Origin of the sequence: Variovorax sp. Root411 (assembly GCF_001425205.1) — a bacterium.
GTDB lineage: Bacteria > Pseudomonadota > Gammaproteobacteria > Burkholderiales > Burkholderiaceae_C > Variovorax.
Window position 1 is genome coordinate 17785 of the sequence record NZ_LMDW01000002.1, and the last position, 24876, is coordinate 42660.

The following is a 24876-nucleotide window of genomic DNA, read 5'->3' on the forward strand; positions in this document are numbered from 1 at the left end:
GCGTCGCGACGGGTGCACTGGCCGGGGTGGATCAGATCGGCTGTACTTTGCACAGGGCGTGCCAACTGCCCAGGCCTTGATCCGCAAGGGATTTCTGAATGGCCGATGGGCTGGTGCGCTTCATTCAGACAAATTGCGTGTCCAGTTCTTGGACATGTGTCTGGTAGCCGATCAGGGTTAACGGGCATGAGCCCGCTGCTGGGGAAGCAGCGGTCCAGCGCGCTCGTGGCCCTTTCAGCGTCGCCTTAGGCGAAATGGGGCTCGCCTTCTCTCAACGATCGGTCTCACGGAACCAGTAGGTTCTTTTTCTCGTGGCCCTGAGGGGAATGACCGGTTTTTGGGCACCGAGACCCGATTTCCCATCCGCCCCGGAACCACCGCCGCCACCGATGAGGAACGGCAACTGCCGATCCGTGCCGCCGACGTTGACCGTGACGATGCCGAACACCGGCGAAGGCGCCAACCCGCCGCCGTCGAGCAGTCTGGAAGTCGCGCTGCCCGTCAGAAAATTGACACCGTAGCTGCGCGCGGAGCCCAGGTTGGCCTGGCAACTGGTGGTGCTCGGGACGATGGGCTGGTTGGTTCCGAAATAGACGGTGCCGCCAACGGTGGTCGGCGCATTCACGCCCTTCTCGCCTGAGCCGCTCAAGGTCACGTAGAACCCGCTCAACGTGCCGTCGTAAGGGGCGGAAGCGGTGGCGTGAAACAGCGCCGTGGGCGACGTGTCCGCCGTGCTGCTGGTGTCGTCGTGCACGGGCGTCCAGCTGGACGCATTTCCCCCCACGATGGAGTCCTTGAGCATATAGAAGCGGTTCACGATGCTGGTGGCCTTCTGGGTCAACAGCGGGTGCTCCCGGTCGCCGGTGATGTCCAGCACCACGTCGTAGTTCTTCGTCAGCACCACGTCGGGCGGAAAGAAGAACTTGCGCTTGGTCGTACCGGCTCCACCGAGCGCGGCAAACTGCGTCGCCTGCCATGTGCTCACGTCGCCGCTGCCGGTCGGCTGGAGATCCACGCGCCAGATGTTGCCGCCGGTGTCGGCGGTGTAGAGCCGATCGATGTAGCCGTCGAAGTCGCGGTCGACCAGCGTGATGTCGGCCGGGATCGCGTAGGTCATGCCCGCCAGTTTGCAGGGATTGCCGGTGCAGGTCGTGCCGCTGCCGCCCGGCCCGGCCTGCCAGAGCAGGGTGCCGGTGACCGCGTCGACGATGAAGATCCCGCGGCCCATGGTGTCAGCTGCGGGCGGTTCGGCGTCTTCGTTCGGGTCGTAGCCGGCGCCGAAAATCAGCACCGGGTTCGTGCGGCCTTTGACCATCGCCACCTTCGGTTGCGACCAGGTCTGCCCGAGTTCCCCGAAGCCGGTGTCGGCATTGGTGCGCTTCCACATGAACTTCGGGTTGGCCGGATCGCTCACATCCAGCGCATAGAGCAGCCGCCCCCCTCGGCGCGCCGACAGGAAGAGGTAGGCCTTGCCCGTGACGCTGTTCTGGTAGACGCCCGGTGCGCCATCGAAGAAATAGGTCTTCGGGGTGCCGGCGGAGGAGTTGCCCAGTTTCAGCGCCGGGCTGTTCTGGTAGAGCCGCTGCAGGCCTGAATAGAACTCCGAGGGCACGAAGCTCCACAGCTCGCCGCCCGGGGGCACGCTCGCCGTGGCGCCGGTGGCGTCCTTCACGGTGATTGCGCATGTCGACGACACCGTGCAGCTGCCCTTGGGCTTGCTGGAGTCGGTGGGATTGTTCGGCTGGTTGCCATTGACGGCACGGAACAGGCCGTCGTTGGCGCCGTAGAACACCACCACGCCGGTCGTGCCGCCGTAGTTGATCACTGCTGGCCGCGAGTGCAACACGTCTCCATGAACCGAGCCACGGATCGTGATGCTGGCGTCCGGCGGGCTGCTGGCTTCCCGGCCCGCGACGGTGTCACCCGCCGCGAACGTGTCGTCGCCACGCGCCCAGTTGATGAGGTTGACGGGCGTCACCGAGCTGGACGCCGGAATCCCCAGCGCCGTAGAGGTGAGGTTCGTGTTGCCAGCCTTGAACGGCATCGTGCTCAATGCCGCGTTGGCGGTGCAACCGGTGCCGACGCAGGTGTACACATTGCGCGCCGTTGTCGCAGTGGTTGCTGTCGAGGTCTGGGGATAGGTGTCGGTCAGGTACTTGAGACGGATCTGCTGCCCCACCCCGCCCTTCTCGACGACCTGCCCGTCCCCCCAGTCGTAGCCGTCCTTGGCACCTTGCGCCTTGAAGGCGTTGAGCCAGAAGCCGCCCTTGGAGTCGGGCAAGGAACTGATGTCCTTGGAGGTCCAGAAGCTGACCGCCGTTGGCGAGATGAACCCGGTGCCCGCCGCGCTCAGCGCCCGGTTGGCATTGGTGCCGGCGGAATAGGTGCCCCACGAAGCATCGGCGAGAAACAGCTGCGGCGCGGTCGGATCTGTGGTGTCCACGCCGAACTGGTACTGTTTGAGATTGCCCATCCAGCGCGGGTTGTCGCTGCCGTCGGGGCGGAACATGCCCATGTAGATCTGGTTGACGTAGGTGCCCTGCGTGTTGGCGCTCACCGGCAGCACCGGCGCCGCGAACACGCTGTTGACGGCCTGCACTTCGGTGAAGACCTGCCCGATGGCGGCGGCCAGTGCTGCGACGTCGCCAAGTTTCACCACGAAATACTTGCCGCCACCCTGGTTGGCCATGCTGACCATGAGTTGCTCGTAGTCCGGGTTGCTGCCGTCGCTCAGGATGATGGTGTAAGTGGTGATGGCCGGATACGGCGTCGTCAGGTTGGGAGAAGTCCCCGTGTACATGAAATTCGCCCACTCGTCGGCGTAGTCGCTCTTGTACTTGGCCCCGGCCGTGGCGTACGGCGAGATCGGCGACTTCCAGTTCGGCAGCGCCACCTGGGCGGGAAGCGCGGTCAGGGCTGCGGCCGTCTGCAGGGCCGATCCACCCACGTTGCCGCTGTCCTGCGGTTTCTGATTGTTGGTGGCGAGCGTGATGTAGAGAACGAAATTCGTGGCGCAAGCCTGCTGGTTCGTAAGCCCTCGGTAGGCCGTGCCGGAGAGACCCGTCTTGCCCTGGTAGAAGGCCCAGGCTTCCTGCATGGTCTGGGCAATCTGGTTGTTGTTGCTCTTGTCGCTGTTGAGGCTCAGTGCCGCGACCCGCGTGAGCATCTGGTCGACACCCTTGCCGTCGGTACCGTTGCCGTCCATCAACATCAGCGAGCTCGGCACCGGCGATGCCGCGGGCACCACGAAGGTACCGCCGTTGGTCCCGCCGGTAGGGAAGTACATCAGGCCCAGGCTGATGTTGCCGTTCAGGGCGGCGTCGGTGGCGACGGACTTGACGGCGCTGTACAGCCCGCACTGCTCGAAGCCCAGGTTCTTCGACGGATCGTTCACGGCTAACTCGGAACAGGTGAAGCTCGAACTCGCACTCGCCGCGGCCGAGTTGTCGAGGATGATCAACATGTTGGGGGCAGCGCCGGTGGTCGTGCCCTGGTAGATGTCGATGTCGTCGGCCCTTGCTCCCGCGCTTGCCAATGCAAGCAGCGTCAGGGCGCCGAGCTGCCAGAAATTCGAGGGTTTCTTCATGTCCGACTCCCGTTTGATCAGCATGCCGCACCCACGGTGACGCGCACCGCAATGCCCTGGTGAGTCGGGGCGCTCGGCACGCCACCGACCCCCGGCGTGGCGGTCGCATTGACGTCCCAGTTCGAGTTCGAGCACAGCGAATTGCCGCCCGCGCTGCTGCCCGCAATGCCGGTGTTCTGCGAAGCGCCGCTCACATAGCAGGGCTGGTCGCTGGTCAGGCTGGGATCCAGTTCGCTGAGCTTGATGGGCTTGATGCCGGTACAAGCGGGCGCAGCCACGGCAACGGTGTAGGAGGAGCCGGTCTGGCCGCTCTTGTTGATATCCACCGTGGTGGTGCTGGCCACCGGCATCGCGGTGAAGTCGGTGCTGATCGTTTTTTCAATCTCCTGCATCGCGGCCGCATTGGCCTCTTTCTCGGTCTGCATGTTGCCGACCAGCTTCGTGTTGACGTTGGTGACCTTGACGGCCGAGACGACCATGAGCGTCAGCACCACCAGGAAGATCATCGAGACCAGCAAGGTTGCGCCCGATTGACCCTGGGGAGGGCAGGCATTCTTCGAACGATTCATGGCACTTCTCTCTGGCCCGAGCTGTTGTAGAGGCGGGCAACCGTGCTGTAGACGTGCCGCTTGATATGGTCGTTGAACGGGCCAGCCGTCGGTGTCGCCAGGCCCATGTCGTAGGTTCTGGCATCGGTCCAGCCGCCGCTGGCTTCGGTGTTGCGCGCCAGCACGTGAATGCGGATCGCCATCACGTTGGCCCAGTTCGCCGCGGCCGCGGTCCAGTCGTAGGCAGGCGTCGTTTGCGGGCACACGGCCACGGCGACTTCCGCTGCGGGGGGACTGCCCGGATCGCTGGTGTAGCAGTCGGGCGAGCCATCGGCATCCATGTCGACGCCATAGTCGAGCTGCAAGTTCTCGATGCCTTCCACCAGCGGTGTGATGGTCATCGCGCCGTTGAGGTATTCGGCCATCTTGAGCGTGGGTGTGGTGTCGGTGCCGCACACGTTGCAGGTGCTCACGAAGTACACGTGCTGCACGATCTTGCGCAGCGGCGCGAGTTGGGTCGCAAGGCAGTCCTTGCCCATCAGCGTGAAGCTCGCCGCCGAAGAGCCGGCCGCTGCCACGAAGGGCAGCAGGTCGTTCGCGCAAGTGGAAATCTGCAGATAGCGCTCGCCGCTGGCCGCCGACGCCACGCTCACCGCGCTCGTGCTGACGCGCGTGACGACCAGCATGGCGGTGCCGGACATGACGTGGTCCAGGCAACTCGGCACGCTGCCCAGCGCGTAGACCGGCAAGGGAACGCTCGAGGTGCCCGGACTCGTCGTTGACGCATAGCCGAGATCGGCAATGCTCGCGGGGCAGGCCGCGGGCGTGGCGGTGGAGAAAGCCGTGCTCGAAGACGCACCGACAAAGCCGGCGAGCTGTATGTCTTCAGTAAGTATCTGCAATGCATAGCGCCCGTTGTCGATCTGGCGCGACGACTTGTCGAGCTCGGAGCGCGAGCTCACGGTGGACACCAGCAGACTGCTCAGGCCAATCAGAAGGAAGAGGCCGAGGGTGATCGCCACCATCAACTCGACCAGCGTGAAGCCGCGGCCGGCCTGCCGGCAACGGGACATGGTTCGCGTTCTCACGACAATGCTCCGATCCGGACCTTGGTTGTGACGACCCGGTGCAGTTTTTCGTCGCTGTAGGCGCCGCTGCCGCAGGGAAATGCGGTAGTGCCATCTGCCAGAGTCGGTGCGGCCGTCTTGACGAGGCCTTGCCACGACACGGCGATCATGTAGATATTGCTGGCAGGGTCGTCGAGGGTCACGCAGCCGATCGCACCGACCATCGCGCCGATGTTGGAGCCCGCCTGGATCTCGGACTGCCCCTTGAGCATGTTGTCCCAGGCTGTGAGATCGGCCCCGGCCCGCGCCTGCTGCTGCGCGTTGCCTGCGGCGCAGCTCGCAACCCCGGTGTTCCCGGTGCCGGTGCCCAGTTGCACGCCGGTCGCCCCATTCGAATAGCACGCCGCAACCTTCCGGTTCGCATTGAGGCGATCCGACATGTCCTGCACGAGCTGCAAGGCCTGGATCCGCTGGTAGGACTCCATTTCTGCCATGCTCGACCGACTGCTTACCCCCACCAGGCCGAGCAACCCGAACAACAAGATGACGAGCGAGACCAGCACTTCGATCAGCGCGATCCCTTGCTGGGGGGCGGCCACCTGAAGCAGGCGATAGGAAATGGTGCGGTGGGTACGGTACGACATCTAGCATGCTCCCGTGCTGCTGCTCGGCACACCGCCCAGGCCGATGGAGACACAGCGGGAACTCACGCCGTTCAACGCGGGCGACGGTGCGATGGTGAATTTCGTGCTCGTCGTCACGGTACGGCCATCCTTGCCGTAGGTGATGGCGCCCAGGCCCGCCGAATCGGTGATCGAGAGGTTCTTGTAGGCCTCCTGGTTGTGGAACGTCAGGGTGCCGTCACTTACCTTCCAGCCGCCGTCCCAGGCGGCCCCGATCTTCTGCAGGGACACGTTTGCATTGCGAGACACGGCCTGGCTCCGGGCGAGCGTGATGGCAGCCATCAGGTCGAAGGAGACGTTGCGCACGCGCTGGGTGGCAATGAACGCGCTGAAGGAAGGCAACGCGATACCGGCCAGGATCGCCATGATCGTGATGGTGGTTACCAGTTCGATCAGCGTGAAACCCCGCGCAGGGGACTTCGGGCGGCGGCCTACCAGCATCCCGCCACTCCGCTGGAGCCCGACGCGGTTTTCGTGCCCGCTTCGTCGATGGTCAGCGTTCCGCAGGCGGTGTCCCGCGCAAGCTGGCTATTGATCGGCGTGGCCGTGATCGTGAAGCCCGGCAGCGTCGTTCCGGTCTTGAGGGGCGTCGTGACCGTGTAATTGGACGACACGTGGGAGGGCACGCTCGAATTCAACGTTGTGAGGTTGGCGGCATAGGTTCGCGCGTCCAGCAGATAGCGCTGTTGCAGGCTGCTGAGTTCGAGCATGTAACCCTGGGCCGCCGACCGATTGGAGCGGACGATGTAGTTGGTGTACGACGGATAGGCGATGGCCGCAAGGATGGCAACGATCGCCACCGTGATCATCAATTCGATCAGTGTGAAGCCACGCACTCTCGCCGATCCGGATTGAGGGTCGGACAAACTGGTACGCATCGATACCATCGTCGATTTTCTTGAAAACTGATACATAAGACCGCATCCTTTCGCCCGCCGATCTCTAACTGAACCGGGCTCGGAAAGTCATTCGAATGTGACTATATGTGAGTAATGTGAAAATGTCACATCAATTCATATTGGTTGCGCAAGCGCGACGCCCCCAACTGGAAGAGCGGGAATACCCTGTGACCGCATCGAAGTTTCCTTGCCTACATTTCTTGCATGCAAGAACACCAATGTCTTGCATGCAAACAACCAACACGACAGGAGCTTCCATGCCTCGCTTCGCCAAATCGCTTTTCGGCCAGGTGGTCATCGCGCTGGTGCTCGGCGTGCTCGCCGGGCTATTCATACCGGAACTCGCCGTCAAGCTCAAGCCGCTCGGTGACGGTTTCATCAAGCTGATCAAGATGATCATCCCAGTGCTGGTGTTCTGCGTGGTGGTGCATGGCATCGCCGGCGCGGGAGACCTCAAGCGCGTGGGCCGGGTGGGCGTGAAGTCGCTCATCTACTTCGAGGTGCTGACCACCATCGCGCTGGCCATGGGCCTGGTGCTGGCCTTCGTGTTCCAGCCCGGCGCGGGCATGAACGTCGACCCCTCCAAGCTCGACGCGACCGCGATGAGCGCCTACGCCTCGAACGCCGACAAGCTCACGAGCGGCGGCACGGTCGATTTCCTGATGAAGCTCATTCCGACCACGGTGGTCAATGCCTTTGCCACCGGCGACGTGCTGCAGGTGCTGCTGTTCGCGGTACTGTTCGGCTGCGCGCTCACGCTGCTGGGCGATCGCGGCAAGCCGGTGGCGGTGGTGGTCGATGCGCTTTCGCTGGTGCTGTTCAAGATCATGGGCATCATCATCAAGCTGGCGCCGCTGGGCGTGCTGGGTGCCATCGCCTTCACGGTGGGGCAGTACGGCATCGGCTCGCTCAAGCAGCTGGGCATGCTGGTGGCGCTCTTTTACGGCGCGGTGTTGATCTTCGTGTTCGTGGTGCTCGGGCTTGTGATGCGCATGTCGGGCTTCAGCCTGATCAAGCTGCTGCGCTACCTGCGCGAAGAGCTCACCATCGTGTTCGCCACGACCTCGTCGGACAGCGTGCTGCCGCAGATCATGGCCAAGCTGCGCCGCATGGGCATCCGCGATTCGACCGTGGGCCTCGTGATCCCGACCGGCTACTCGTTCAACCTCGACGCCTTCTCGATCTACATCACGCTGGCGGCCGTGTTCATCGCGCAGGCCACCAACACACCGATCTCGATGGCCGACCTGCTGACGATCCTCGCGATCGCGCTGGTCACCTCCAAGGGCGCGCACGGCGTGCCGGGCTCGGCCATCGTGGTGCTGGCCGCCACGCTGCATGCGATTCCCGCAATTCCCGCCATCGGCCTCGTGCTGGTGCTGTCGGTCGACTGGTTCATGGGCATCGCCCGCGCGCTGGGCAACCTGATCGGCAACTGCGTGGCAACGGTGGCCATTGCCGCCTGGGAAGGCGACATCGACCGCGAGCGCGCGCATGCAGTGCTCAACGGCAGCTATTCGCCCGACGACGAGCCGCTGGCCGAGGCCGGGTCCGTGATAAACGCCGGCACCGGTACTGCCTCCAGCGCCCACTGAAAAAAAACATGCCCGCCGATGTCAGCCCCACCGTCATTGCCGAACGCGTCGTCGAGGCCATCCTCGCGCAGAAGCTCGCACCGGGCGAGCGGCTCGGCGAGCAGGCACTGGCCGAGAACTTCTCGGTGAGCCGCACGATGGTGCGCGAGGCGCTGATGCAGCTGCAGGCGCGCGGTTTCGTCGAGGTGCAGTCGCGCCGCGGCTGGTACGTGGTGGAGCCCTCGGCCGAAGAAGCGCGCGATGCGTTCTCGGCACGCCGCATCGTCGAGGCCGGCATCCTGGAAGCGAGCGCGGGGCGACCGCTGTCGAAGGTGATCCGCAAGCTGCGCGACCACATCGCCGATGAGCAGCGCGCCATCGACGGCGCCGACGCCGCCACCCGCGCCTTTCTGCTGGCCGACTTCCACGTCTGCCTGGCCGAGCAGATGGGGCACCAGCTGCTGGTCGACGTGCTGCGCGACCTCACGGCACGCACCACGCTGGCGGCCACGCTCTACCAGTCGAAGCACGAAGCGGGACAGTCGTGCACGGAGCATCGCGCCATCGTGGCGGCGCTCGAAGCGGGCGACACGGCCAAGGCCCGCCTGCTGATGCTCGATCACATCGGCAATGTCGAACGTGCGCTCGAAGTGGACGTTGCCGCCGAGGCGGACGCGCCGACCCGCTTGCGCGCCACGCTGGCGCCCGTGGCGCTGCCGCGCACCAAGCGCTGAAGCTGTGCACCATGGGCGAATCCCGCCCTCCAGTCTGTTGCACTGCACAAGGGCGCGCCAGCTGACACGGCCGCGGGTTCGCGCTCGGCTACAGTCCGAGACACCTATGAACTCACCCCAACTCCAGCGCGGCGTGTTCCTCGCCCTACTCGCCGCCGTGACCGTCGCCTTCCTCTGGGTGCTTATGCCGTTCTTCGGCGCGGTGCTGTGGGGCGTGGCGCTGGCGATCCTGTTCACGCCGCTCTACAAATGGCTGCTGAAGAAGATGCGCGGCAAACCCAATTTCGCTGCGCTGTCGACGCTGGCCATCTGCCTGTTCATCGTGATCCTGCCGCTGGCCATGGTGGGCGTTTCGCTGGTGCAGGAAATCGCGCTGGTCACGCAGAACATCCGTTCGGGCCAGATCAACTTCGCAGCCTACTTCCAGCAGATCCTCGATGCCTCGCCGCAATGGCTACTGAACCTGGTCGAGCGCTTCGACCTCGGCGACATGGCGGCATGGCAGGCGCGCATCTCGGCCATCGCCGGGCAGGCCAGCCAGATCATCGCAAGCCAGGCGCTCGCCATCGGCCAGAACACCTTCGACTTCGTGGTCAGCTTCTTCGTGATGCTGTATCTGCTGTACTTCCTGGTGCGCGACGGCGCGACGCTGTCGAAGACCATGCGCGACGCCGTGCCGCTGGCCAAGCCGCACACGCACTACCTGCTGAACAAGTTCACCACCGTGATCCGCGCGACGGTGAAGGGCAACGTGGCAGTGGCCATCGCGCAGGGCACCATCGGCGGGGTGGCCTTCTGGTTCCTCGGGGTGCAGGGCGCGCTGCTGTGGGCGGTGCTGATGGCCTTCCTGTCGCTGCTGCCTGCCGTGGGCGCGGCGCTGATCTGGGGGCCGGTGGCCATCTACTTCCTGGCCACGGGGCATTTCTGGCAGGGCGGCGTGCTGATCTTCGTGGGCGTGTTCGTGATCGGCCTGGTCGACAACATCCTGCGCCCCGTGCTGGTGGGCAAGGACACGCAGATGCCCGACTACATCGTGCTGATGTCGACCATCGGCGGCATGGCGATCTTCGGCATCAATGGCTTCGTGATCGGGCCGGTGATCGCGGCGCTGTTCATGGCGGCGTGGAGCCTGTTCGCGGACTCGGGGCACGTGGGCGTGGAGCACGAACCGGCCGAAAGTTCAGAACGCGCGGAAAGCCTCAAGGACAGGAAAAGGGGCTGAGGCACGGGCGGGTGCCAGCCCGCCTGCTCCCCGCCGCGTGCATTTCGCGCGCGCAATCGCGCATTCCGTCGCATGGCACTGGGCACAACGGGGTGGCCTGCGAGATCGTCGGGCCTCCAACTTCCAGAGGCTCCGCCATGCAACTTCCCGCCCTCCTGTGCCGACCGGCCGTGCGCACGCTGTGCACCGCCGCCATCCTCGCGCCCCTCTCGCCCGTGGGCGCCCTTGCCGCCGACCTTGGCCTGAGCGTAGTCGACGGCCCCGCCGCCAATGCCACGCTCTACGTTGCGCTGTACAGCGACGCCGCCGGCTACGCCGACAGCAGGTCGGTGGCCGCGCAGACCGTGCCGATGCAGGGCGGCAAGGCCCGCCTCGTGTTCCCGGGCCTGGCACCGGGCCGCTACGCCTTGCGGGCATTCGCCGACGAGAACGGCAACGGCAAGCTCGACACCAATCTCATGGGCATGCCGACCGAGCGCTACGGCTTCTCGAACGATGCCAAGGGCAACCGCGCCGCGCCTGATTTCGAGGCCGCTGCGATCCGCATCGACGCCGATCTTCAAACCACCATCCGCCTGCGCTGAGGCAACCATGGAACGACGCGAACTCCTGCGCCTGCTCGCATCCGCCGGCGCCCTGCCGCTTCTGGCACCGCTGGCGCGCGCCGCGGGCACTGACGACTGGCAGGCCCAGTACGAAACCTCCGGCGCCGTCTGGAAGATCGGCTTCGCCACGCCGCCAGACGACATGCCGCCCACCCGCGCCACGGTGCGCGGTCGCTTCCCCGATGCCGTCGCCGGCACGCTGTTCCGCATCGGTCCGGCCGGGCACGACCTGGGCGGCGAGCGCTACCACCACTGGTTCGACGGCGATGGCATGGTGCATCGCCTCGCGATCGAAGGGAGCGACGTGCGGCACGAGGGCCGCTATGTCGCCACGCCCAAGCGCGTGGCCGAGGTGAAGGCCGGCCGCCGGTTGTTCGAGGCTTTCGGCACCATGCCGCCGGGCGTCGAGCCACCGACCTCGGCCGACAGCATCAACGTCGCCAACACCAGTGTGCTGCCGATGCAGGGCGAGGTGCTGGCGCTCTGGGAGGGCGGCTCGGCCACGCGCATCGACGCGCGCACGCTGGACACGCTGGGCCTGAAGACCTGGCGCGCCGACCTCGCGGGCATGCCCTTCTCGGCCCACCCGAAGGTGGACCCGGACGGCACGGTCTGGAACTTCGGCGTCAGCTCCGGCCAGGGCCTGCTGGCGCTGTACGAGATCGGTTCCGAGGGCACGCTGCGCCGCGCGGCTGTGGTGCCGGTGGCCGACATGCCGATGGTCCACGACTTCGCCGTGACCGAGCGGCACCTCGTGTTCCTGATGCCGCCGCTGGTCTACGACGGCAAGCGAAAGGAGGTCGGCGCGAGCTTTCTCGATGCCCACGTCTGGCGGCCCGAGCTGGGCATGCGCGCACTGGTCGTCGACAAGCAGAACTGGGAGCGGCGCCAGCTGCTGGCGCTGCCGGCCGGCTTCCTGTTCCACGTCGGCAACGCCTGGGAAGAAGTCACGCCGCGCGGCACGCTGATTCACGTCGACTATGTGCGATCGGACAACGCCGACTCGGTGTTCACGAGCAACCGCGAAGTGATGCGCGGGCGCCGCGTGAAAAGCACCGAGCCGTATCTGACCGTCGCCACGCTGAACCTGAGCACGGGCCGGGCGACGCAAACGGCGCTGGCGCAGGAGGCCGAGTTCCCGCGCATCGATCCACGCCGCGTGGGCCTGCGGCACCGCCACGTGGTCCACGCCACGCAGATCCGGCGCGAACTGCCGGGCTTCGGCGCAATTGCACGCACCGATGTCGAGACCGGCCGCAGCCAGCGCTTCAGCTACGGCGCGCAGGCCATCGTGGAAGAACACGTCTTCGTGCCGGACGGCTCGAAGCCGGGCTGGGTGCTGGGCACGGCGCTCGACTTCGGCCGGAAGAAAACCGTGCTGTCGTGCTTCGCGGCAGACCACCTCGGGGCGGGGCCAGTGGCTCAGGCCACGTTGCCGTATGCACTGCCGTTGGGGTTGCACGGGGCCTTTGTGCCGGCCTGAAGAGGGACGTGCTGTCTGCGTGGCTGCACGTCGATTGTTCGGGGTGCGGTTCGGGGGGGCGATCACGCCGACGGGGTACCTTGCTCCGCGAATGTCCCCCGCTTCGCTCCTCCTTTATTTCGCGGAGCAAGGCACCGTGCCCTCGTGCACAGGGCACCGGGTGCTCCCCGCAGCGAAATAAAGGAGGAGCGAAGCGGGGGACATTCGCGGAGGGGAGTACCCGGTGGCCTGTGTACGCGCCCCGAACGAACCCTTCAGCAACGAACACCCTTCAGCCCGCCCACCATCCCTCGTCGAAACGCCCCTGCAGGAACGCAACAAAGCCCGACACCTTGCCCGGCACCAATTTGGGCGAAGGAAAGACTGCATGAATTTCCTGCTCAGGCAGCGCATGGTCGCCGAGCACTTCGCGCACCTTGCCCGTGGCCAGGGAGTCGCTGGCCACGTAGCGCGGCATCAGCGCAATGCCCAGCCCGTCGCGCGCCGCAGCCAACACGGCCGAGAGGTTGTTCGAGCGGAAGCGGCCCGACACCGGCACCGTGACCGGCTCGCCCTTCGGTGTGTGCATGCGCCAGAACTCGTCGCCCACCACGCTGCTGTAGATCAGCGCCACGTGCGCGCTCAGGTCCTGCGCGCGCTTGGGCGTACCGTGCTTCTTCAGGTAGGCCGGTGACGCCACCATCGCCCACGGATTCACGCCCAGGTAGCGCGCGCCCAATGAAGAATCGGCCAGCTTGCCCATTCGGATCGCGACGTCGATGCCCTGCGCGATCAGGTCCACGTAGCGGTCCTCGAAGCTCAGGTCGAGTTGCACCTGCGGATGCCGGCGCATGTATTCCAGCGCCAGCGGCACAACCACGCGCCGCCCGAACGCCACCGACGTGCCCACGCGCAGCAGCCCCTGTGCCTGGGTCTGCCGCAGCTGCACGATGCTGTCGGCCTCCTCGGCCTCGCGCACGATGGTCTTGCACTTCTCGTAGTACAGCGCGCCCGGCTCGGTGAGGCTCACGCCGCGCGTGTTGCGGTTGAGCAGGCGCACCTTGAGCCGCTCCTCGGTGGCGGCGATCTGCTTGGTCACGGTGGGCTGGGTGGTGTTGAACTCGCGCGCGGCCTTCGAGAAGCTGCCGGTCTCGACCACGCGCACGAACATTTCCATTGCAAGCAATCTGTCCATGGGCCGGATGGTAGTCACTTATTCCAATCTGGAATAGGTTTTATGGCCTGCAGCCGTCTTCCTGGAAAGCGCCCTGCTTCCTACAGTGAGCCCATCCCAAAGGAGATTGCAATGGCAAAGATGACAGCGGTCCAGGCCGCGGTTCTGGTGATGGAGAAGGAAGGCGTGACGCAGGCCTTCGGCGTGCCGGGTGCGGCGATCAACCCGATGTATTCGGCGCTGCGCCAGCGCGGCAGCATCTCGCACATCCTCGCGCGCCACGTCGAGGGCGCCTCGCACATGGCCGAGGGCTACACGCGCGCCATCGCGGGCAACATCGGCGTGTGCATCGGCACCTCGGGGCCGGCAGGCACGGACATGATCACGGGCCTGTACTCGGCCTGGGCCGATTCGATTCCCATCCTTTGCATCACCGGTCAGGCGCCGCGCGCTCGGCTCTACAAGGAAGACTTCCAGGCGGTCGACATCGAGTCGATCTCCAAGCCCGTCACCAAGTGGTCGGTCACGGTGCGCGAGCCCGGCCAGGTGCCGCAGGTGTTCCAGCAGGCCTTTCACCTGATGCGCTCGGGCCGTCCGGGCCCGGTGCTGATCGACCTGCCCTTCGACGTGCAGATGGCGCAGATCGAGTTCGACATCGACAGCTACGAGCCGCTCAAGCCCTACAAGCCGGCCGCCACGCGCGCGCAGATCGAGAAGGCCATCACGATGCTCAACGCGGCGGAGCGCCCGCTGATCGTGGCCGGCGGCGGCGTCATCAACGCCGATGCGGCCGACCTGCTGGTGCGCTTTGCCGAAGCCACCGGCGTGCCGGTGATTCCCACGCTGATGGCCTGGGGCGCGATTCCCGATGACCACCCGCTGATGGCCGGCATGTGCGGCCTGCAGACCAGCCACCGCTACGGCAACGCGACGATGCTCGCGAGCGACTTCGTGCTCGGCATCGGCAACCGCTGGGCCAACCGGCACACAGGCTCGGTCGATGTCTACACCAAGGGGCGCAAGTTCGTGCACGTGGACATCGAGCCCACGCAGATCGGCCGCGTGTTCACGCCGGATTTCGGCATCGTGTCCGACGCCAAGGCCGCGCTGCAGCTCTTCGTCGAGGTGGCCGAGGAAATGAAGGCCGCAGGCCGCCTGCCCGACCGCCGCGACTGGGCCAGGCAATGCATCGAGCGCAAGAAGACCATGCTGCGCAAGACCAACTTCGACGACGTGCCGATGAAGCCGCAGCGCGTGTACCAGTGCATGAACAACAACTTCAGCAACGACACCTGCTACGTGAGCACCATCGGGCTCTCGCAGATCGCGGCTGCGCAGTTCCTGCACGTGTACAACCCGCGCCACTGGATCAACTGCGGCCAGGCCGGCCCGCTGGGCTGGACCATTCCCGCCGCGCTGGGCGTGCGCGCCGCCGACCCGACGCGCAAGATCGTCGCGCTCTCGGGCGACTACGACTTCCAGTTCATGATCGAGGAGCTGGCCGTGGGTGCGCAGTTCAAGCTGCCGTACATCCACATCGTGGTCAACAACTCCTACCTCGGCCTGATCCGCCAGGCGCAGCGCGGCTTCGAGATGGACTACTGCGTGCAGCTCGCGTTCGACAACATCAATGCCGGCCCTGACGCCGGCATCGAGAGCAGCTACGGCGTGGACCACCTCAAAGTGGTCGAAGGCCTGGGCTGCAAGGCGATCCGCGTCAACAGGCAGGAAGAAATTGCACCGGCCATCCGCCGCGCCGAAGCGCTGATGGCGGAGTTCAGCGTGCCGGTGGTCATCGAGGTGATGCTGGAGCGCGTGACCAACATCGCGATGGGCACCGAGATCGACAACATCACCGAGTTCGAGCCGCTGGCCGAGACGCTGGCCGATGCGCCAACCGCCGTTGCGGCCCTGCTCGACTGAAAAGAAGGAAGAGAAAGACATGCCCAAGTTCGCAGCCAACCTCACGATGCTCTTCACCGAGCTGCCTTTCATGCAACGCTTCGAGGCCGCCGCCAAGGCGGGTTTCGAAGGGGTGGAGTATCTCTTCCCCTACGCCTTCGAGAAGAAGGAACTCGCCGCCGCCCTGCGCGACAACGGCCTGCAGCAGGTGCTGCACAACCTGCCGGCCGGCGACTGGGACAAGGGCGAGCGCGGCATCGCATGCCACCCCGACCGCACGGGCGAGTTCGCCGAAGGCATCGCCATGGCGATCGACTACGCGACCGCGCTCGGCTGCCCGCAGGTCAACTGCCTCGTCGGCAAGGTGCCCGCGGGCGTGACCACCGAGGCCGCGCACAAGACAGCGGTTGCGAACCTGCGCCTCGCCGCACGCGAACTCGAAGCGGCCGGCCTGCGCCTGCTGATCGAGCCCATCAACACCTTCGACATTCCGGGCTTCTTCCTCACGCGGACCGACCAGGCGCTGGCGCTGATCGATGAAGTCGGTTCGGCCAACCTGCGCGTGCAGTACGACATCTACCACGCGCAGCGCATGGAAGGCGAACTGGGCAACACGCTCACGAAGCAGCTGGCGCGCATCGGCCACATCCAGCTGGCCGACAACCCGGGCCGCGGCGAGCCGGGCACGGGCGAGATCAACTACCCGTGGCTCTTCCGGCACATCGATTCGCTCGGCTACGACGGCTGGATTGGGTGCGAATACAAGCCTCGCGCCACCACGGTGGAAGGCCTGGGATGGCGCCAGGCACTCACCCAGCAGCAATGAGCATCGGACAAGGAAACAGAGACATGACAACCCAGCAAAAAATCGGATTCATCGGCCTCGGCATCATGGGCGCGCCCATGGCGGGGCACCTGCTCGACGCGGGCCACCAGCTGTTCGTGAACACGCAGGGCAACACGCCCGAGCCCTTCATTTCGAAGGCCACGATCTGCGCCTCGGCCGCCGAAGTGGCGCGCCAGGCCGACGTGATCTTCATCATGGTGCCCGACACGCCCGACGTGGAAAAGGTGCTGTTCGGCGAGCCGGGAACGCACGGCGTGGCCGAAGGCCTGAAGGATTCGCGCGGCAAGATCGTGGTGGACTGCAGCTCCATCGACCCGATTGCCACCAAGGGCTTCGCCAAACGCATCGTCGCGCTCGGCGCCGGCTACATCGACGCGCCGGTCTCGGGCGGCGAAGTGGGCGCCAAGGCCGCGAGCCTCACGATCATGTGCGGCGGCGACGAAAGCACCTTCGAGCGCGTGAAGCCGCTGCTCGACAGGATGGGCAAGAACGTGACGCTGGTGGGCGGCGCAGGCGACGGCCAGGTCTGCAAGGTGGCCAACCAGATCATCGTGGCGCTGAACATCGCGGCCGTGGGCGAAGCGCTGGTGTTCGCCTCCAAGGCCGGCGCCGATCCGGCCAAGGTGCGGCAGGCGCTGATGGGCGGCTTCGCGAGCTCGCGCATCCTCGAAGTGCACGGCGAGCGGATGATCAAGCGCACCTTCGCGCCAGGCTTCCGCATTGCGCTGCACCAGAAGGACCTGAACCTCGCGATGCAGAGCGCGCGCTCGCTGGGCGTGGCGCTGCCGCAGACGGCGAACGCGGCGCAGCTGATGAACGCCTGCGCGGCCATGGGCTACGGCCAGCTGGACCACTCGGCGCTCGTGCGCGCGCTCGAAGCGCTCGCCCAACACACGGTGACCCCGGACTGACCAGGCGCTCCCCCAGGCTTCGCGCACTTCGTGTCGCTTCTCCTTCCCCCTCGCCGGGGGCAACACCAGCGGCCCGGCAAAGCCGGTTCCGCGGTGTTCCTCGGAAAGAATCAGGTCTTGGCGGCTTCCAGCGACTCTTTCAGGTTGCGCCGGCGCCATGCCCAGGTCTTCACGGCCTGCGGCAGGATGCCGAGGCACGACGCGTAGTAGGTCACCTTGAAGCCCCAGAAGCGCGGCCCGATCGGCGTGTCGCGGAACAGGTCGCCGGCCAGGATGGACAGCATCGCCTCCTGCATGCGCCAGACGTTGCGCGGGTTCATGAACAGGCGGCGGATGGCCGGCGAGGTGATGCGGTAGATGAACCACGAGAACATCCTCGGTCCGCGCTTCATCACCTTCTCGTAGTGGCGGAAGGCCTTCTCGGCCTCCTTCGCCTCGCCCTTGAGCCAGTGGTCGGCCGCGGTGGCGGCCTCGAAGCCGCTGTTCATCGCCAGGTACACGCCCGAGGAGAACATCGGGTCGACGAAGGCATAGGCGTCGCCCACCATCATGAAGCGGTCGCCGCGGCAGAACTTGGAGTCGTAGGCGTAGTTGCCGGTGGAGGTGGCGCCCTCCATCAGCGTGGCGTTCTTCAGGCGCGCGGCCAGCTTGGGCGCGAGCGCGATGGTTTCCATCAGGAACTCTTCGAGCGAGCCCTTGCGGCGCTTGAAGTAGGCCGGCGAAGCCACTGCGCCGACGCTCACGGTGCCGTCCTTCAACGGGATGTACCAGAACCAGCCGTGGTCGAACCAGAACAGCGTGATGTTGCCCTCGAAGCGGCCCGGCCGGCGCTCGGCGTTGGCGAAGTGGCCGTACAGGGCCGCGCTGGCGTGCTTGCGGTTGCGCTGCTTCACGTCGAACTGGTTCGACAGCAGGGTGTCGCGCCCGCTGGCGTCGATCACGAAGCGCGGGCGCCAGGTGGTTTCGGTGCCGTCGTCGGCCTTGACCTTGACCAGCGGGCGCTTCTCGCCGCCGGTGTCGGCGTCCATGTCCACGCCGGTGACGCGCCGGCCCTCGAAGGTGCGCGCGCCGCGCGCGCCGGCATGGCGGAACAGCAGTTCGTCGAACTCCGAGCGGCGCACGTGCACCGCGTACGGAAAACTCTTGTCCATCGCCTCGCCGAAGTTGAAGTGGCTGCTGTGGTCGTGCCAGGGCGAGACGAACTCGGCGCCATGCTTGCGGATGCCGATCGCCTCGACCTCGGTGCGCACGCCCAGCCGGTCGAACAGCGGCATGTTCATCGGCAGCAGCGACTCGCCGATGTGAAAGCGCGGATGCTGCGCCTTCTCGATCAGGACCACGTCGTGGCCCTTGTCCGCGAGCAACGCGGCCACCGTGGAGCCCGAAGGGCCGCCGCCAATGACCACGACATCGGGATCGTTGCTGGTGAAAGGTCCGGATGCCATGCGTTGTTGCTCCTCGTTGTGGTTTTATCGCTTTTTAGCGCTACCCCGGCCAGCACCGGCCCATCGCAAGCCGTGAGTCACTGCAGGTAACGATCGCGCAGTTTAGCCAACCGGCAAGCCAACTCCATCACGCCGAAGATATGGATTCAGGCGTTTTCGGCATTCCCCCTGTACAAAGGGGCTGCGCTTTTGCGGTAGCCTCATTGCCCGTCAGAAACAAGGAGACTTTCATGGCTGCACCCCTTTCCCCCGCAGAAGAAGCACTTCGCGAGGCAGCACGCGAATACCACCGGTCGCCCGTCAAGGGCAAGATTTCGATCACCCCGACCAAGCCCCTGCTGAACCAGCGCGACCTGTCGCTGGCCTATTCGCCGGGCGTGGCCTATCCCTGTCTCGACATCGCCGCAGACCCCGCCACGGCCTCCGAATACACCGCGCGCGGCAACCTGGTGGGCGTGATCACCAACGGCACCGCCGTGCTCGGCCTGGGCGACATCGGCCCGCTGGCCGCCAAGCCGGTGATGGAAGGCAAGGGCTGCCTGTTCAAGAAATTCGCCGGCATCGACGTGTTCGACATCGAACTGGCCGAGCGCGATCCCGACAAGCTGGTCGACATCATCGCGGCGCTGGAACCCACGCTGGGCGGCATCAACCTCGAGGACATCAAGGCCCCCGAGTGCTTCTACATCGAGAAGAAGCTGCGCGAGCGCATGAACATCCCGGTGTTCCACGACGACCAGCACGGCACGGCCATCATCTCGGCCGCCGCGCTGCTCAACGGGCTGGAGCTGGTCGGCAAGAAGATCGAGGACGTGAAGATCGCCGTCTCGGGCGCTGGCGCCGCCGCCATCGCCTGCCTGGACGTGATGGTCGGCCTGGGCGCCAAGCCCGCCAACATCCACGCCTGCGACTCCAAGGGCCTGATCTACATGGGCCGCGCGGGCGGTTTCGACGAATCCAAGGCACGCTACGCCCAGAAAGACACCGGCGCCCGCACCCTGGCCGACGTGGTGAAGGACGCCGACGTGTTCCTGGGCTGCTCGGCCCCCGGCGTCATGAGCGCCGAGATGGTCAAGACCATGGGCACGCAGCCCATCATCCTGGCGCTGGCCAACCCCGAGCCCGAGATCCGCCCCGAGCTGGCCAAGGCCGTGCGGCCGGACTGCATCATCGCCACCGGCCGTTCGGACTACCCGAACCAGGTCAACAACGTGCTGTGCTTCCCGTACATCTTCCGCGGCGCGCTCGACTGCGGCGCCAGCAAGATCACGGAAGAGATGAAGCTGGCCTGCGTGCGCGAGATCGCCGAGCTCACCAAGGCCGACATCAGCGAGGAAGTGGCCACCGCCTACGCCGGCCAGGAACTGGCCTTCGGCCCCGACTACATCATTCCAAAGCCCTTCGACTCGCGCCTGATCCTGCGCATCGCGCCGGCCGTGGCCAAGGCCGCCGCCGACTCGGGTGTCGCGACGCGCCCGATCGAGGACATGGACGCCTACCGCCAGCACCTGACGCGCTTCGTCTACCAGACCGGCATGTTCATGCGCCCGGTGTTCAGCGCCGCCAAGATCGCCACGGCCAAGCGCGTGGCCTACGCGGAAGGCGAAGACGAGCGCGTGCTGCGCGCCGCCCAGTGGGCCGTCGACGAAGGCGTGGCCAAGCCCATCCTGGTGGGCCGCCCGGCCGTGATCGAGGCGCGCATCAAGAAGGCCGGCCTGCACATCCGCGCGGGCACCGACTTCGAGATCGTCAACCCCGAGGACGATCCGCGCTTTCGCACCTACTGGGAGAGCTTCCACAAGATCATGGGCCGCCGCGGCGTGACGCCGGAGGCTGCCAAGACCATGGTGCGCCGCTCGAACACCACCATTGCCGCGCTGATGCTGCACCTGGGCGACGCCGACGCGATGATCTGCGGCCTGGTCGGACGCTTCGACGTGCACCTGGAGCACATCCGCAACCTGATCGGCCTGAAGCGCGGCGCACCCGGCTTCGCCACGCTGAACGCGCTGACACTCGACAAGGGCACGGTCTTCATCACCGACACCAACGTGAACGAAGACCCGAGCGCCGAGATGCTGGCGAGCATCGCGGTGATGGCCGCCGAGGAAGTGCGCCGCTTCGGCCTGCCGCCGAAGGTGGCCTTCCTGTCGCACTCGAACTACGGCACCTCCAGCCGCGGCTCGGCGCGCAAGATGCGGCTGGCGCGCGACCTGTTCGCGCAAATGGCGCCCGACATCGAATGCGATGGCGAGATGCACGGCGACGCGGCGCTGTCGGAAGACGTCCGCCGCACCGCCCTGCCTGATACCACGCTGAGCGGCGAAGCCAACCTGCTGGTGTGCCCGAACCTCGATTCGGCGCACATTCTCTACAACGTGCTGAAGATGACCGGTGCCAACGGCATCACGGTCGGCCCGGTGCTGCTGGGCGCCGCGAGCTCGGCGCACGTGCTCACGCCCTCGTCGACGGTGCGCCGCATCATCAACATGACGGCGCTGGCGGTGGCGAAGGTGACCGTCGACAAGTAAGTACCGAGCAGCCGGCGGGAGGGTTCGCACCAATCGCGTGCGGGCACCGTTTTTGCTTGAATGCCGAAGCATTCACATCACGGATACCGCATGAACAAGCGCCAACTGCTCCAGTCCTTCCTCGCCGCCTCGGCCCTCAGCTTCGGCCTCTCGCCGGCCCTTGCCCAGAGCCCGACGCCGATCAAGTTCCAGCTCGACTGGCGCTTCGAGGGACCGGCCGCGCTGTTCCTTCATCCGGCGGCCAAGGGCTACTTCAAGGCCGCCGGGCTCGACGTGAGCATCGACGCGGGCAATGGCTCGGGCGGCACCGTCACGCGCGTGGCCTCGGGCGCCTACGACATGGGCTTTGCCGACCTCGCGGCGCTGATGGAATTCCACGCCAACAACCCCGACAGTCCCAACAAGCCGGTCGCGGTGATGATGGTCTACAACAACACGCCGGCCTCGGTCATGGCGCTCAAGAAGAGCGGCATCACCAAGCCCGCGGACCTCGCCGGCAAGAAGCTTGGCGCGCCGGTGTTCGATGCCGGCCGCCGCGCCTTCCCGATCTTCGCGAAGGCCAACAACATCGGTCCCGTCAACTGGACTGCCATGGACCCGACGCTGCGCGAGACCATGCTGATCCGCGGCGACATCGACGCCATCACCGGCTTCACCTTCACCTCGCTGCTCAACCTCGAGGCGCGCGGCGCCAAGGCGGCCGACGTGGTGATCCTGCCGTACCCCGACTACGGCGTGAAGCTGTACGGCAACGTGATCATCGCCTCGCCCAAGCTCATCAAGGAGAACCCGGCAGCGGTGAAGAAATTCCTCTCGGCCTTCGCCAAGGGAGCGAAGGAAGTCATCGCCAACCCGGCGATGGGCATCGAATCGGTGAAGGCGCGCGACGGCATCGTCGACAGCAAGCTCGAGACGCGCCGCCTGCAGCTGGCCATCGACACCGTCATCAACAGCGCCGACGCGCGCGCCGAAGGCTTCGGCACGGTCAACGCGGGCCGCATGTCGCTGATGGCCTCGCAGGTGTCGGACGCGTTCAACACCAAGACGCGCGTGAGCCCCGACGCGGTGTGGACCGCTGCACTGCTGCCGCCAGCGGCCGAACTGAACATCCTGTCGAAGAAGTGATGGCGGGCGCATCGCAGGACGCGGCCGCCCCCTTCGTCGACTTCCAGGACGTCTGGCTCGCCTACAACGAAGAGCTTCTTCGCGCCAACCACTTCGCGGTCGAGGCCATCGACCTGAAGGTCAAGCGCGGCGAATTCATCGCCATCGTCGGGCCCTCGGGCTGCGGCAAGTCGACCTTCATGAAGCTCACGACGGGGCTGAAGATGCCTTCGATGGGCAAGATCCGCATCGACGGACAGAACGTGACCGGGCCGCTGAAGATCTCCGGCATGGCCTTCCAGGCGCCTTCGCTGCTGCCGTGGCGCACCACGGTCGACAACGTGCTGCTGCCGCTGGAAATCGTCGAGCCCTACCGCTCGAACTTCAAGGCGAAACGCAAGGAGTACGTCGAGCGCGCGCGCAAGCTGCTGCAGAAGGTGGGCCTCGCGGGCTATGAAGACAAGTTTCCGTGGCAGCTCTCGGGCGGCATGCAGCAGCGCGCGAGCATCTGCCGCGCGCTCATCCACGAGCCCAAGATGCTGCTGCTCGACGAACCCTTCGGCGCGCTCGACGCCTTCACGCGCGAAGAGCTATGGTGCATCCTGCGCGACCTCTGGACCGAGCAGCAGTTCAACGTGATCCTGGTGACGCACGATCTGCGCGAATCGGTGTTCCTGGCCGACACGGTGTATGTGATGAGCAAGAGCCCGGGGCGCTTCGTGGTCAAGCGCGACATCGAGCTGCCGCGCCCGCGCGAGCTCGAACTCACCTACACGAAGGAGTTCACCGACATCGTGCTGGAGTTGCGCGGGCATATCGGCGCGATCCGCGGCAATGCCGCTGTGGCGGCGGCGCATTGAGGAACGCACCATGAAGAACACCAAGCAACTCGAACGCTGGTCGCCGTGGCTGCTGCTCGTGGCGGTGATCCTGCTGTGGCAGGTGATCTGCGCGGGCTTCGAGGTTTCGGACTTCATCTTTCCGAGCCCGCTGCGCATCTGGAACCAGTTCTGGGAATTCAAGGAAATCATCGCGGGCCATGCGTGGCGCACCTTCTGGGTCACGATGGCGGGCTTCGGCCTTGCAATCGTCGTGGGCGTGCTGCTGGGCTTCGTCATCGGCAGCTCGCGCATCGCATACGCGGCCATCTACCCGCTGATGACGGCCTTCAACGCCCTGCCCAAGGCGGCCTTCGTGCCCATCCTGGTGGTGTGGTTCGGCATCGGCGCGGGGCCGGCGATCCTCACGGCCTTTTTGATCAGCTTCTTCCCGATCATGGTCAACATCGCGACCGGCCTTGCCACGCTGGAGCCTGAGCTCGAAGACGTGCTGCGCGTGCTGGGCGCCAAGCGCTGGGACGTGCTCATGAAGATCGGCCTGCCGCGTTCCATGCCCTACTTCTTCGGCTCGCTGAAGGTCGCCATCACGCTGGCCTTCGTCGGCACCACGGTGAGCGAGATGACGGCCGCCAACGAAGGCATCGGCTACCTGCTGATCTCGGCCGGCTCGGCCATGCAGATGGGCCTGGCCTTCGCGGGCCTGATGGTGGTGGGCGCGATGGCGATGCTGATGTACGAACTGTTCAGCGTGATCGAGAAGCACACCACAGGCTGGGCGCACCGCGGGTCGCAGAACCAGTAGGCCGCGCCGGATCAGGCGAGATGCCAGCGTCGGCTGTGCTGCCCCTGCTTCGCGAACACATGGGCGAGGTGCTTCTTGACCGTGTTGACACTGATGTCGAGTCGCTCGGCGATCTGTTTGTTGGTCATATCACGGTACATCAGCGACAGCACCTCGTTCTCTCGTGCGGTCAGCCTCATTGCAGGCGATATGGCACAGGACGCCGGCCGCCCGCCGGCCGCTTTCAATCGCAGCACAGACAGATAAAGTGCCTGCAACACCGGACCCGGGAAGCCCAAGGTGCCTGCCAGCACGGCATCCAGCGATTGCGCGAACTGCTCTGCGCTCGCTGTCCACTCGACGCAGCCGCGCGCTTGACTTCGGATCGCTGCATCCAGCCCCGGCATGGAGGGCCCCTCCCAACCGAGGAGCCAGTCGGTGGCCGGAAAACGGCGGCGCAGATCGTCCAATTTGTTGACTCTTTCCGGCGCAATCAACGCGATGTCCACCAGCAGCAGACGAGGCGCCTGCTGCAGGCAGCGCGCGTCCAGCTCGGAAATGCTGTTCATTTCCGCGTGCTCGATCCGGTACATCCGTTCGGCCGAGTGCCTCGAGGCCAACAGGCCCAGCCCGGACAGCGTCGATGCGCGGCCCAGGCAGGTTGCGACGAGAACCGGAACACGGACTTCGACCGCAGGGTACGGGGCAGGAGATGGAATCTCCAGGCAAGCTGGCTGAAAACAGCTCGATGTCCACAGCGCGGGTGGTGCAAATGGCGACAGCGGGCGGAAGTCTTGCGTGAACGGCCGCAGATCTACGTTCCACGCAGGTTCCCGCCCAGCAGACGACAGTGGGACTTCTTCCATGGCTTCCTCCGAGGCGCTTGTTTTGGAGGTATCCGGGAGGTAATGGTAAAGACCACACCATCGTGCAGATAGGTCTGCGGCCCTCGCAAGGTATCA

General features: G+C 65.8%; 21 protein-coding genes. 12 read left to right on the forward strand and 9 right to left on the reverse strand.

Annotated elements, in window-relative coordinates; all coding sequences use genetic code 11:
* Window positions 1–271 precede the first annotated feature (271 nt).
* The 6 genes from ASC92_RS06225 to ASC92_RS06250 are packed head-to-tail and all read right to left on the reverse strand — an operon-like array spanning window position 272 to window position 6762.
* On the reverse strand, window positions 272–3586 hold the full coding sequence (locus ASC92_RS06225; RefSeq protein ID WP_157608995.1) for a pilus assembly protein: 3315 nt from the start codon (window positions 3584–3586) through the stop codon (window positions 272–274).
* 17 nt (window positions 3587–3603) lie between these two features.
* Complete coding sequence (locus ASC92_RS06230; protein WP_157608996.1) at window positions 3604–4155, reverse strand: pilus assembly protein; 552 nt, start codon at window positions 4153–4155, stop codon at window positions 3604–3606.
* Window positions 4152–5207: a PilW family protein gene (locus ASC92_RS06235; protein ID WP_056511976.1), complete on the reverse strand. Its 1056-nt coding sequence runs from the start codon at window positions 5205–5207 to the stop codon at window positions 4152–4154. Before ASC92_RS06235 ends, ASC92_RS06230 begins: the two co-directional genes overlap by 4 nt.
* An 11-nt stretch (window positions 5208–5218) precedes the next feature.
* On the reverse strand, window positions 5219–5845 hold the full coding sequence (gene pilV, locus ASC92_RS06240; RefSeq protein ID WP_056511979.1) for a type IV pilus modification protein PilV: 627 nt from the start codon (window positions 5843–5845) through the stop codon (window positions 5219–5221).
* Window positions 5846–6325: a GspH/FimT family pseudopilin gene (locus tag ASC92_RS06245; protein WP_056511982.1), complete on the reverse strand. Its 480-nt coding sequence runs from the start codon at window positions 6323–6325 to the stop codon at window positions 5846–5848.
* Window positions 6316–6762 (reverse strand): type IV pilin protein, encoded by a 447-nt coding sequence (locus ASC92_RS06250; protein WP_056512778.1) that lies wholly within the window; start codon window positions 6760–6762, stop codon window positions 6316–6318. Before ASC92_RS06250 ends, ASC92_RS06245 begins: the two co-directional genes overlap by 10 nt.
* Before the next feature lie 278 nt (window positions 6763–7040).
* Between ASC92_RS06250 and ASC92_RS06255 the strand changes: the two genes are divergently transcribed.
* From ASC92_RS06255 to ASC92_RS06275, 5 genes are all read left to right on the forward strand, one after another.
* Complete coding sequence (locus tag ASC92_RS06255) at window positions 7041–8378, forward strand: C4-dicarboxylate transporter DctA (protein WP_056511986.1); 1338 nt, start codon at window positions 7041–7043, stop codon at window positions 8376–8378.
* Between the two features lie 8 nt (window positions 8379–8386).
* Window positions 8387–9091, forward strand: a complete 705-nt coding sequence (locus tag ASC92_RS06260; RefSeq protein ID WP_056511989.1) for a GntR family transcriptional regulator — start codon at window positions 8387–8389, stop codon at window positions 9089–9091.
* Between the two features lie 106 nt (window positions 9092–9197).
* Window positions 9198–10313, forward strand: coding sequence for an AI-2E family transporter (locus ASC92_RS06265; protein ID WP_056511992.1), 1116 nt, complete (start codon window positions 9198–9200; stop codon window positions 10311–10313).
* A 137-nt stretch (window positions 10314–10450) separates the two neighbouring features.
* Window positions 10451–10897 carry a DUF2141 domain-containing protein gene (locus ASC92_RS06270; protein ID WP_056511995.1) on the forward strand — a complete coding sequence of 149 codons (447 nt, stop codon included), beginning with the start codon at window positions 10451–10453 and terminating at the stop codon, window positions 10895–10897.
* Window positions 10898–10904: 7 nt separating this feature from the next.
* The gene (locus ASC92_RS06275) at window positions 10905–12401 is read left to right on the forward strand and encodes a carotenoid oxygenase family protein (RefSeq protein ID WP_056512001.1); all 1497 of its coding nucleotides are present in this window, start codon (window positions 10905–10907) and stop codon (window positions 12399–12401) included.
* Between the two features lie 271 nt (window positions 12402–12672).
* Here the strand turns inward: ASC92_RS06275 and ASC92_RS06280 are convergent, their stop codons facing one another.
* Entirely contained in the window at window positions 12673–13575 is a 903-nt protein-coding gene (locus ASC92_RS06280; protein ID WP_056512006.1) for a LysR family transcriptional regulator, read from the reverse strand.
* 111 nt (window positions 13576–13686) lie between these two features.
* Here ASC92_RS06280 and gcl point away from each other — a divergent pair, with 111 nt between their 5' ends.
* From gcl to ASC92_RS06295, 3 genes are read left to right on the forward strand one after another with little or no spacing between them, the layout of a single operon-like run.
* Complete coding sequence (gcl, locus tag ASC92_RS06285; RefSeq protein ID WP_056512009.1) at window positions 13687–15477, forward strand: glyoxylate carboligase; 1791 nt, start codon at window positions 13687–13689, stop codon at window positions 15475–15477.
* Between the two features lie 19 nt (window positions 15478–15496).
* Window positions 15497–16282: a hydroxypyruvate isomerase gene (gene hyi, locus ASC92_RS06290; RefSeq protein WP_056512011.1), complete on the forward strand. Its 786-nt coding sequence runs from the start codon at window positions 15497–15499 to the stop codon at window positions 16280–16282.
* A gap of 23 nt (window positions 16283–16305) precedes the next feature.
* The gene (locus tag ASC92_RS06295) at window positions 16306–17214 is read left to right on the forward strand and encodes a 2-hydroxy-3-oxopropionate reductase (protein ID WP_056512013.1); all 909 of its coding nucleotides are present in this window, start codon (window positions 16306–16308) and stop codon (window positions 17212–17214) included.
* A 110-nt stretch (window positions 17215–17324) separates the two neighbouring features.
* On the opposite strand, the gene ASC92_RS06300 is transcribed toward ASC92_RS06295, so the two are convergent.
* On the reverse strand, window positions 17325–18659 hold the full coding sequence (locus ASC92_RS06300; RefSeq protein ID WP_056512017.1) for an NAD(P)/FAD-dependent oxidoreductase: 1335 nt from the start codon (window positions 18657–18659) through the stop codon (window positions 17325–17327).
* A 230-nt stretch (window positions 18660–18889) separates the two neighbouring features.
* Between ASC92_RS06300 and ASC92_RS06305 the strand changes: the two genes are divergently transcribed.
* From ASC92_RS06305 to ASC92_RS06320, 4 genes are all read left to right on the forward strand, one after another.
* Entirely contained in the window at window positions 18890–21190 is a 2301-nt protein-coding gene (locus tag ASC92_RS06305) for an NADP-dependent malic enzyme (protein WP_056512021.1), read from the forward strand.
* 90 nt (window positions 21191–21280) lie between these two features.
* Window positions 21281–22315, forward strand: coding sequence for an ABC transporter substrate-binding protein (locus ASC92_RS06310; protein WP_056512022.1), 1035 nt, complete (start codon window positions 21281–21283; stop codon window positions 22313–22315).
* On the forward strand, window positions 22315–23154 hold the full coding sequence (locus ASC92_RS06315) for an ABC transporter ATP-binding protein (protein WP_056512025.1): 840 nt from the start codon (window positions 22315–22317) through the stop codon (window positions 23152–23154). Before ASC92_RS06310 ends, ASC92_RS06315 begins: the two co-directional genes overlap by 1 nt.
* Window positions 23155–23164: 10 nt before the next feature.
* Window positions 23165–23935 carry an ABC transporter permease gene (locus ASC92_RS06320; RefSeq protein WP_056512782.1) on the forward strand — a complete coding sequence of 257 codons (771 nt, stop codon included), beginning with the start codon at window positions 23165–23167 and terminating at the stop codon, window positions 23933–23935.
* Between the two features lie 11 nt (window positions 23936–23946).
* Here ASC92_RS06320 and ASC92_RS06325 read toward each other — a convergent pair whose 3' ends face one another.
* Window positions 23947–24780, reverse strand: coding sequence for a response regulator transcription factor (locus ASC92_RS06325; protein WP_082519502.1), 834 nt, complete (start codon window positions 24778–24780; stop codon window positions 23947–23949).
* Window positions 24781–24876 lie beyond the last annotated feature (96 nt).

Excerpts from the sequence above, each read along its gene's own strand:
- ASC92_RS06225 (WP_157608995.1), bottom strand. The coding sequence starts at position 3,586 with ATGAAGAAACCCTCGAATTTCTGGCAGCTCGGCGCCCTGACGCTGCTT.
- ASC92_RS06230 (WP_157608996.1), bottom strand. The coding sequence starts at position 4,155 with ATGAATCGTTCGAAGAATGCCTGCCCTCCCCAGGGTCAATCGGGCGCA.
- ASC92_RS06235 (WP_056511976.1), bottom strand. The coding sequence starts at position 5,207 with ATGTCCCGTTGCCGGCAGGCCGGCCGCGGCTTCACGCTGGTCGAGTTG.
- pilV (WP_056511979.1), bottom strand. The coding sequence starts at position 5,845 with ATGTCGTACCGTACCCACCGCACCATTTCCTATCGCCTGCTTCAGGTG.
- ASC92_RS06245 (WP_056511982.1), bottom strand. The coding sequence starts at position 6,325 with ATGCTGGTAGGCCGCCGCCCGAAGTCCCCTGCGCGGGGTTTCACGCTG.
- ASC92_RS06250 (WP_056512778.1), bottom strand. The coding sequence starts at position 6,762 with ATGCGTACCAGTTTGTCCGACCCTCAATCCGGATCGGCGAGAGTGCGT.
- ASC92_RS06255 (WP_056511986.1), top strand. The coding sequence starts at position 7,041 with ATGCCTCGCTTCGCCAAATCGCTTTTCGGCCAGGTGGTCATCGCGCTG.
- ASC92_RS06260 (WP_056511989.1), top strand. The coding sequence starts at position 8,387 with ATGCCCGCCGATGTCAGCCCCACCGTCATTGCCGAACGCGTCGTCGAG.
- ASC92_RS06265 (WP_056511992.1), top strand. The coding sequence starts at position 9,198 with ATGAACTCACCCCAACTCCAGCGCGGCGTGTTCCTCGCCCTACTCGCC.
- ASC92_RS06270 (WP_056511995.1), top strand. The coding sequence starts at position 10,451 with ATGCAACTTCCCGCCCTCCTGTGCCGACCGGCCGTGCGCACGCTGTGC.
- ASC92_RS06275 (WP_056512001.1), top strand. The coding sequence starts at position 10,905 with ATGGAACGACGCGAACTCCTGCGCCTGCTCGCATCCGCCGGCGCCCTG.
- ASC92_RS06280 (WP_056512006.1), bottom strand. The coding sequence starts at position 13,575 with ATGGACAGATTGCTTGCAATGGAAATGTTCGTGCGCGTGGTCGAGACC.
- gcl (WP_056512009.1), top strand. The coding sequence starts at position 13,687 with ATGGCAAAGATGACAGCGGTCCAGGCCGCGGTTCTGGTGATGGAGAAG.
- hyi (WP_056512011.1), top strand. The coding sequence starts at position 15,497 with ATGCCCAAGTTCGCAGCCAACCTCACGATGCTCTTCACCGAGCTGCCT.
- ASC92_RS06295 (WP_056512013.1), top strand. The coding sequence starts at position 16,306 with ATGACAACCCAGCAAAAAATCGGATTCATCGGCCTCGGCATCATGGGC.
- ASC92_RS06300 (WP_056512017.1), bottom strand. The coding sequence starts at position 18,659 with ATGGCATCCGGACCTTTCACCAGCAACGATCCCGATGTCGTGGTCATT.
- ASC92_RS06305 (WP_056512021.1), top strand. The coding sequence starts at position 18,890 with ATGGCTGCACCCCTTTCCCCCGCAGAAGAAGCACTTCGCGAGGCAGCA.
- ASC92_RS06310 (WP_056512022.1), top strand. The coding sequence starts at position 21,281 with ATGAACAAGCGCCAACTGCTCCAGTCCTTCCTCGCCGCCTCGGCCCTC.
- ASC92_RS06315 (WP_056512025.1), top strand. The coding sequence starts at position 22,315 with ATGGCGGGCGCATCGCAGGACGCGGCCGCCCCCTTCGTCGACTTCCAG.
- ASC92_RS06320 (WP_056512782.1), top strand. The coding sequence starts at position 23,165 with ATGAAGAACACCAAGCAACTCGAACGCTGGTCGCCGTGGCTGCTGCTC.
- ASC92_RS06325 (WP_082519502.1), bottom strand. The coding sequence starts at position 24,780 with ATGGAAGAAGTCCCACTGTCGTCTGCTGGGCGGGAACCTGCGTGGAAC.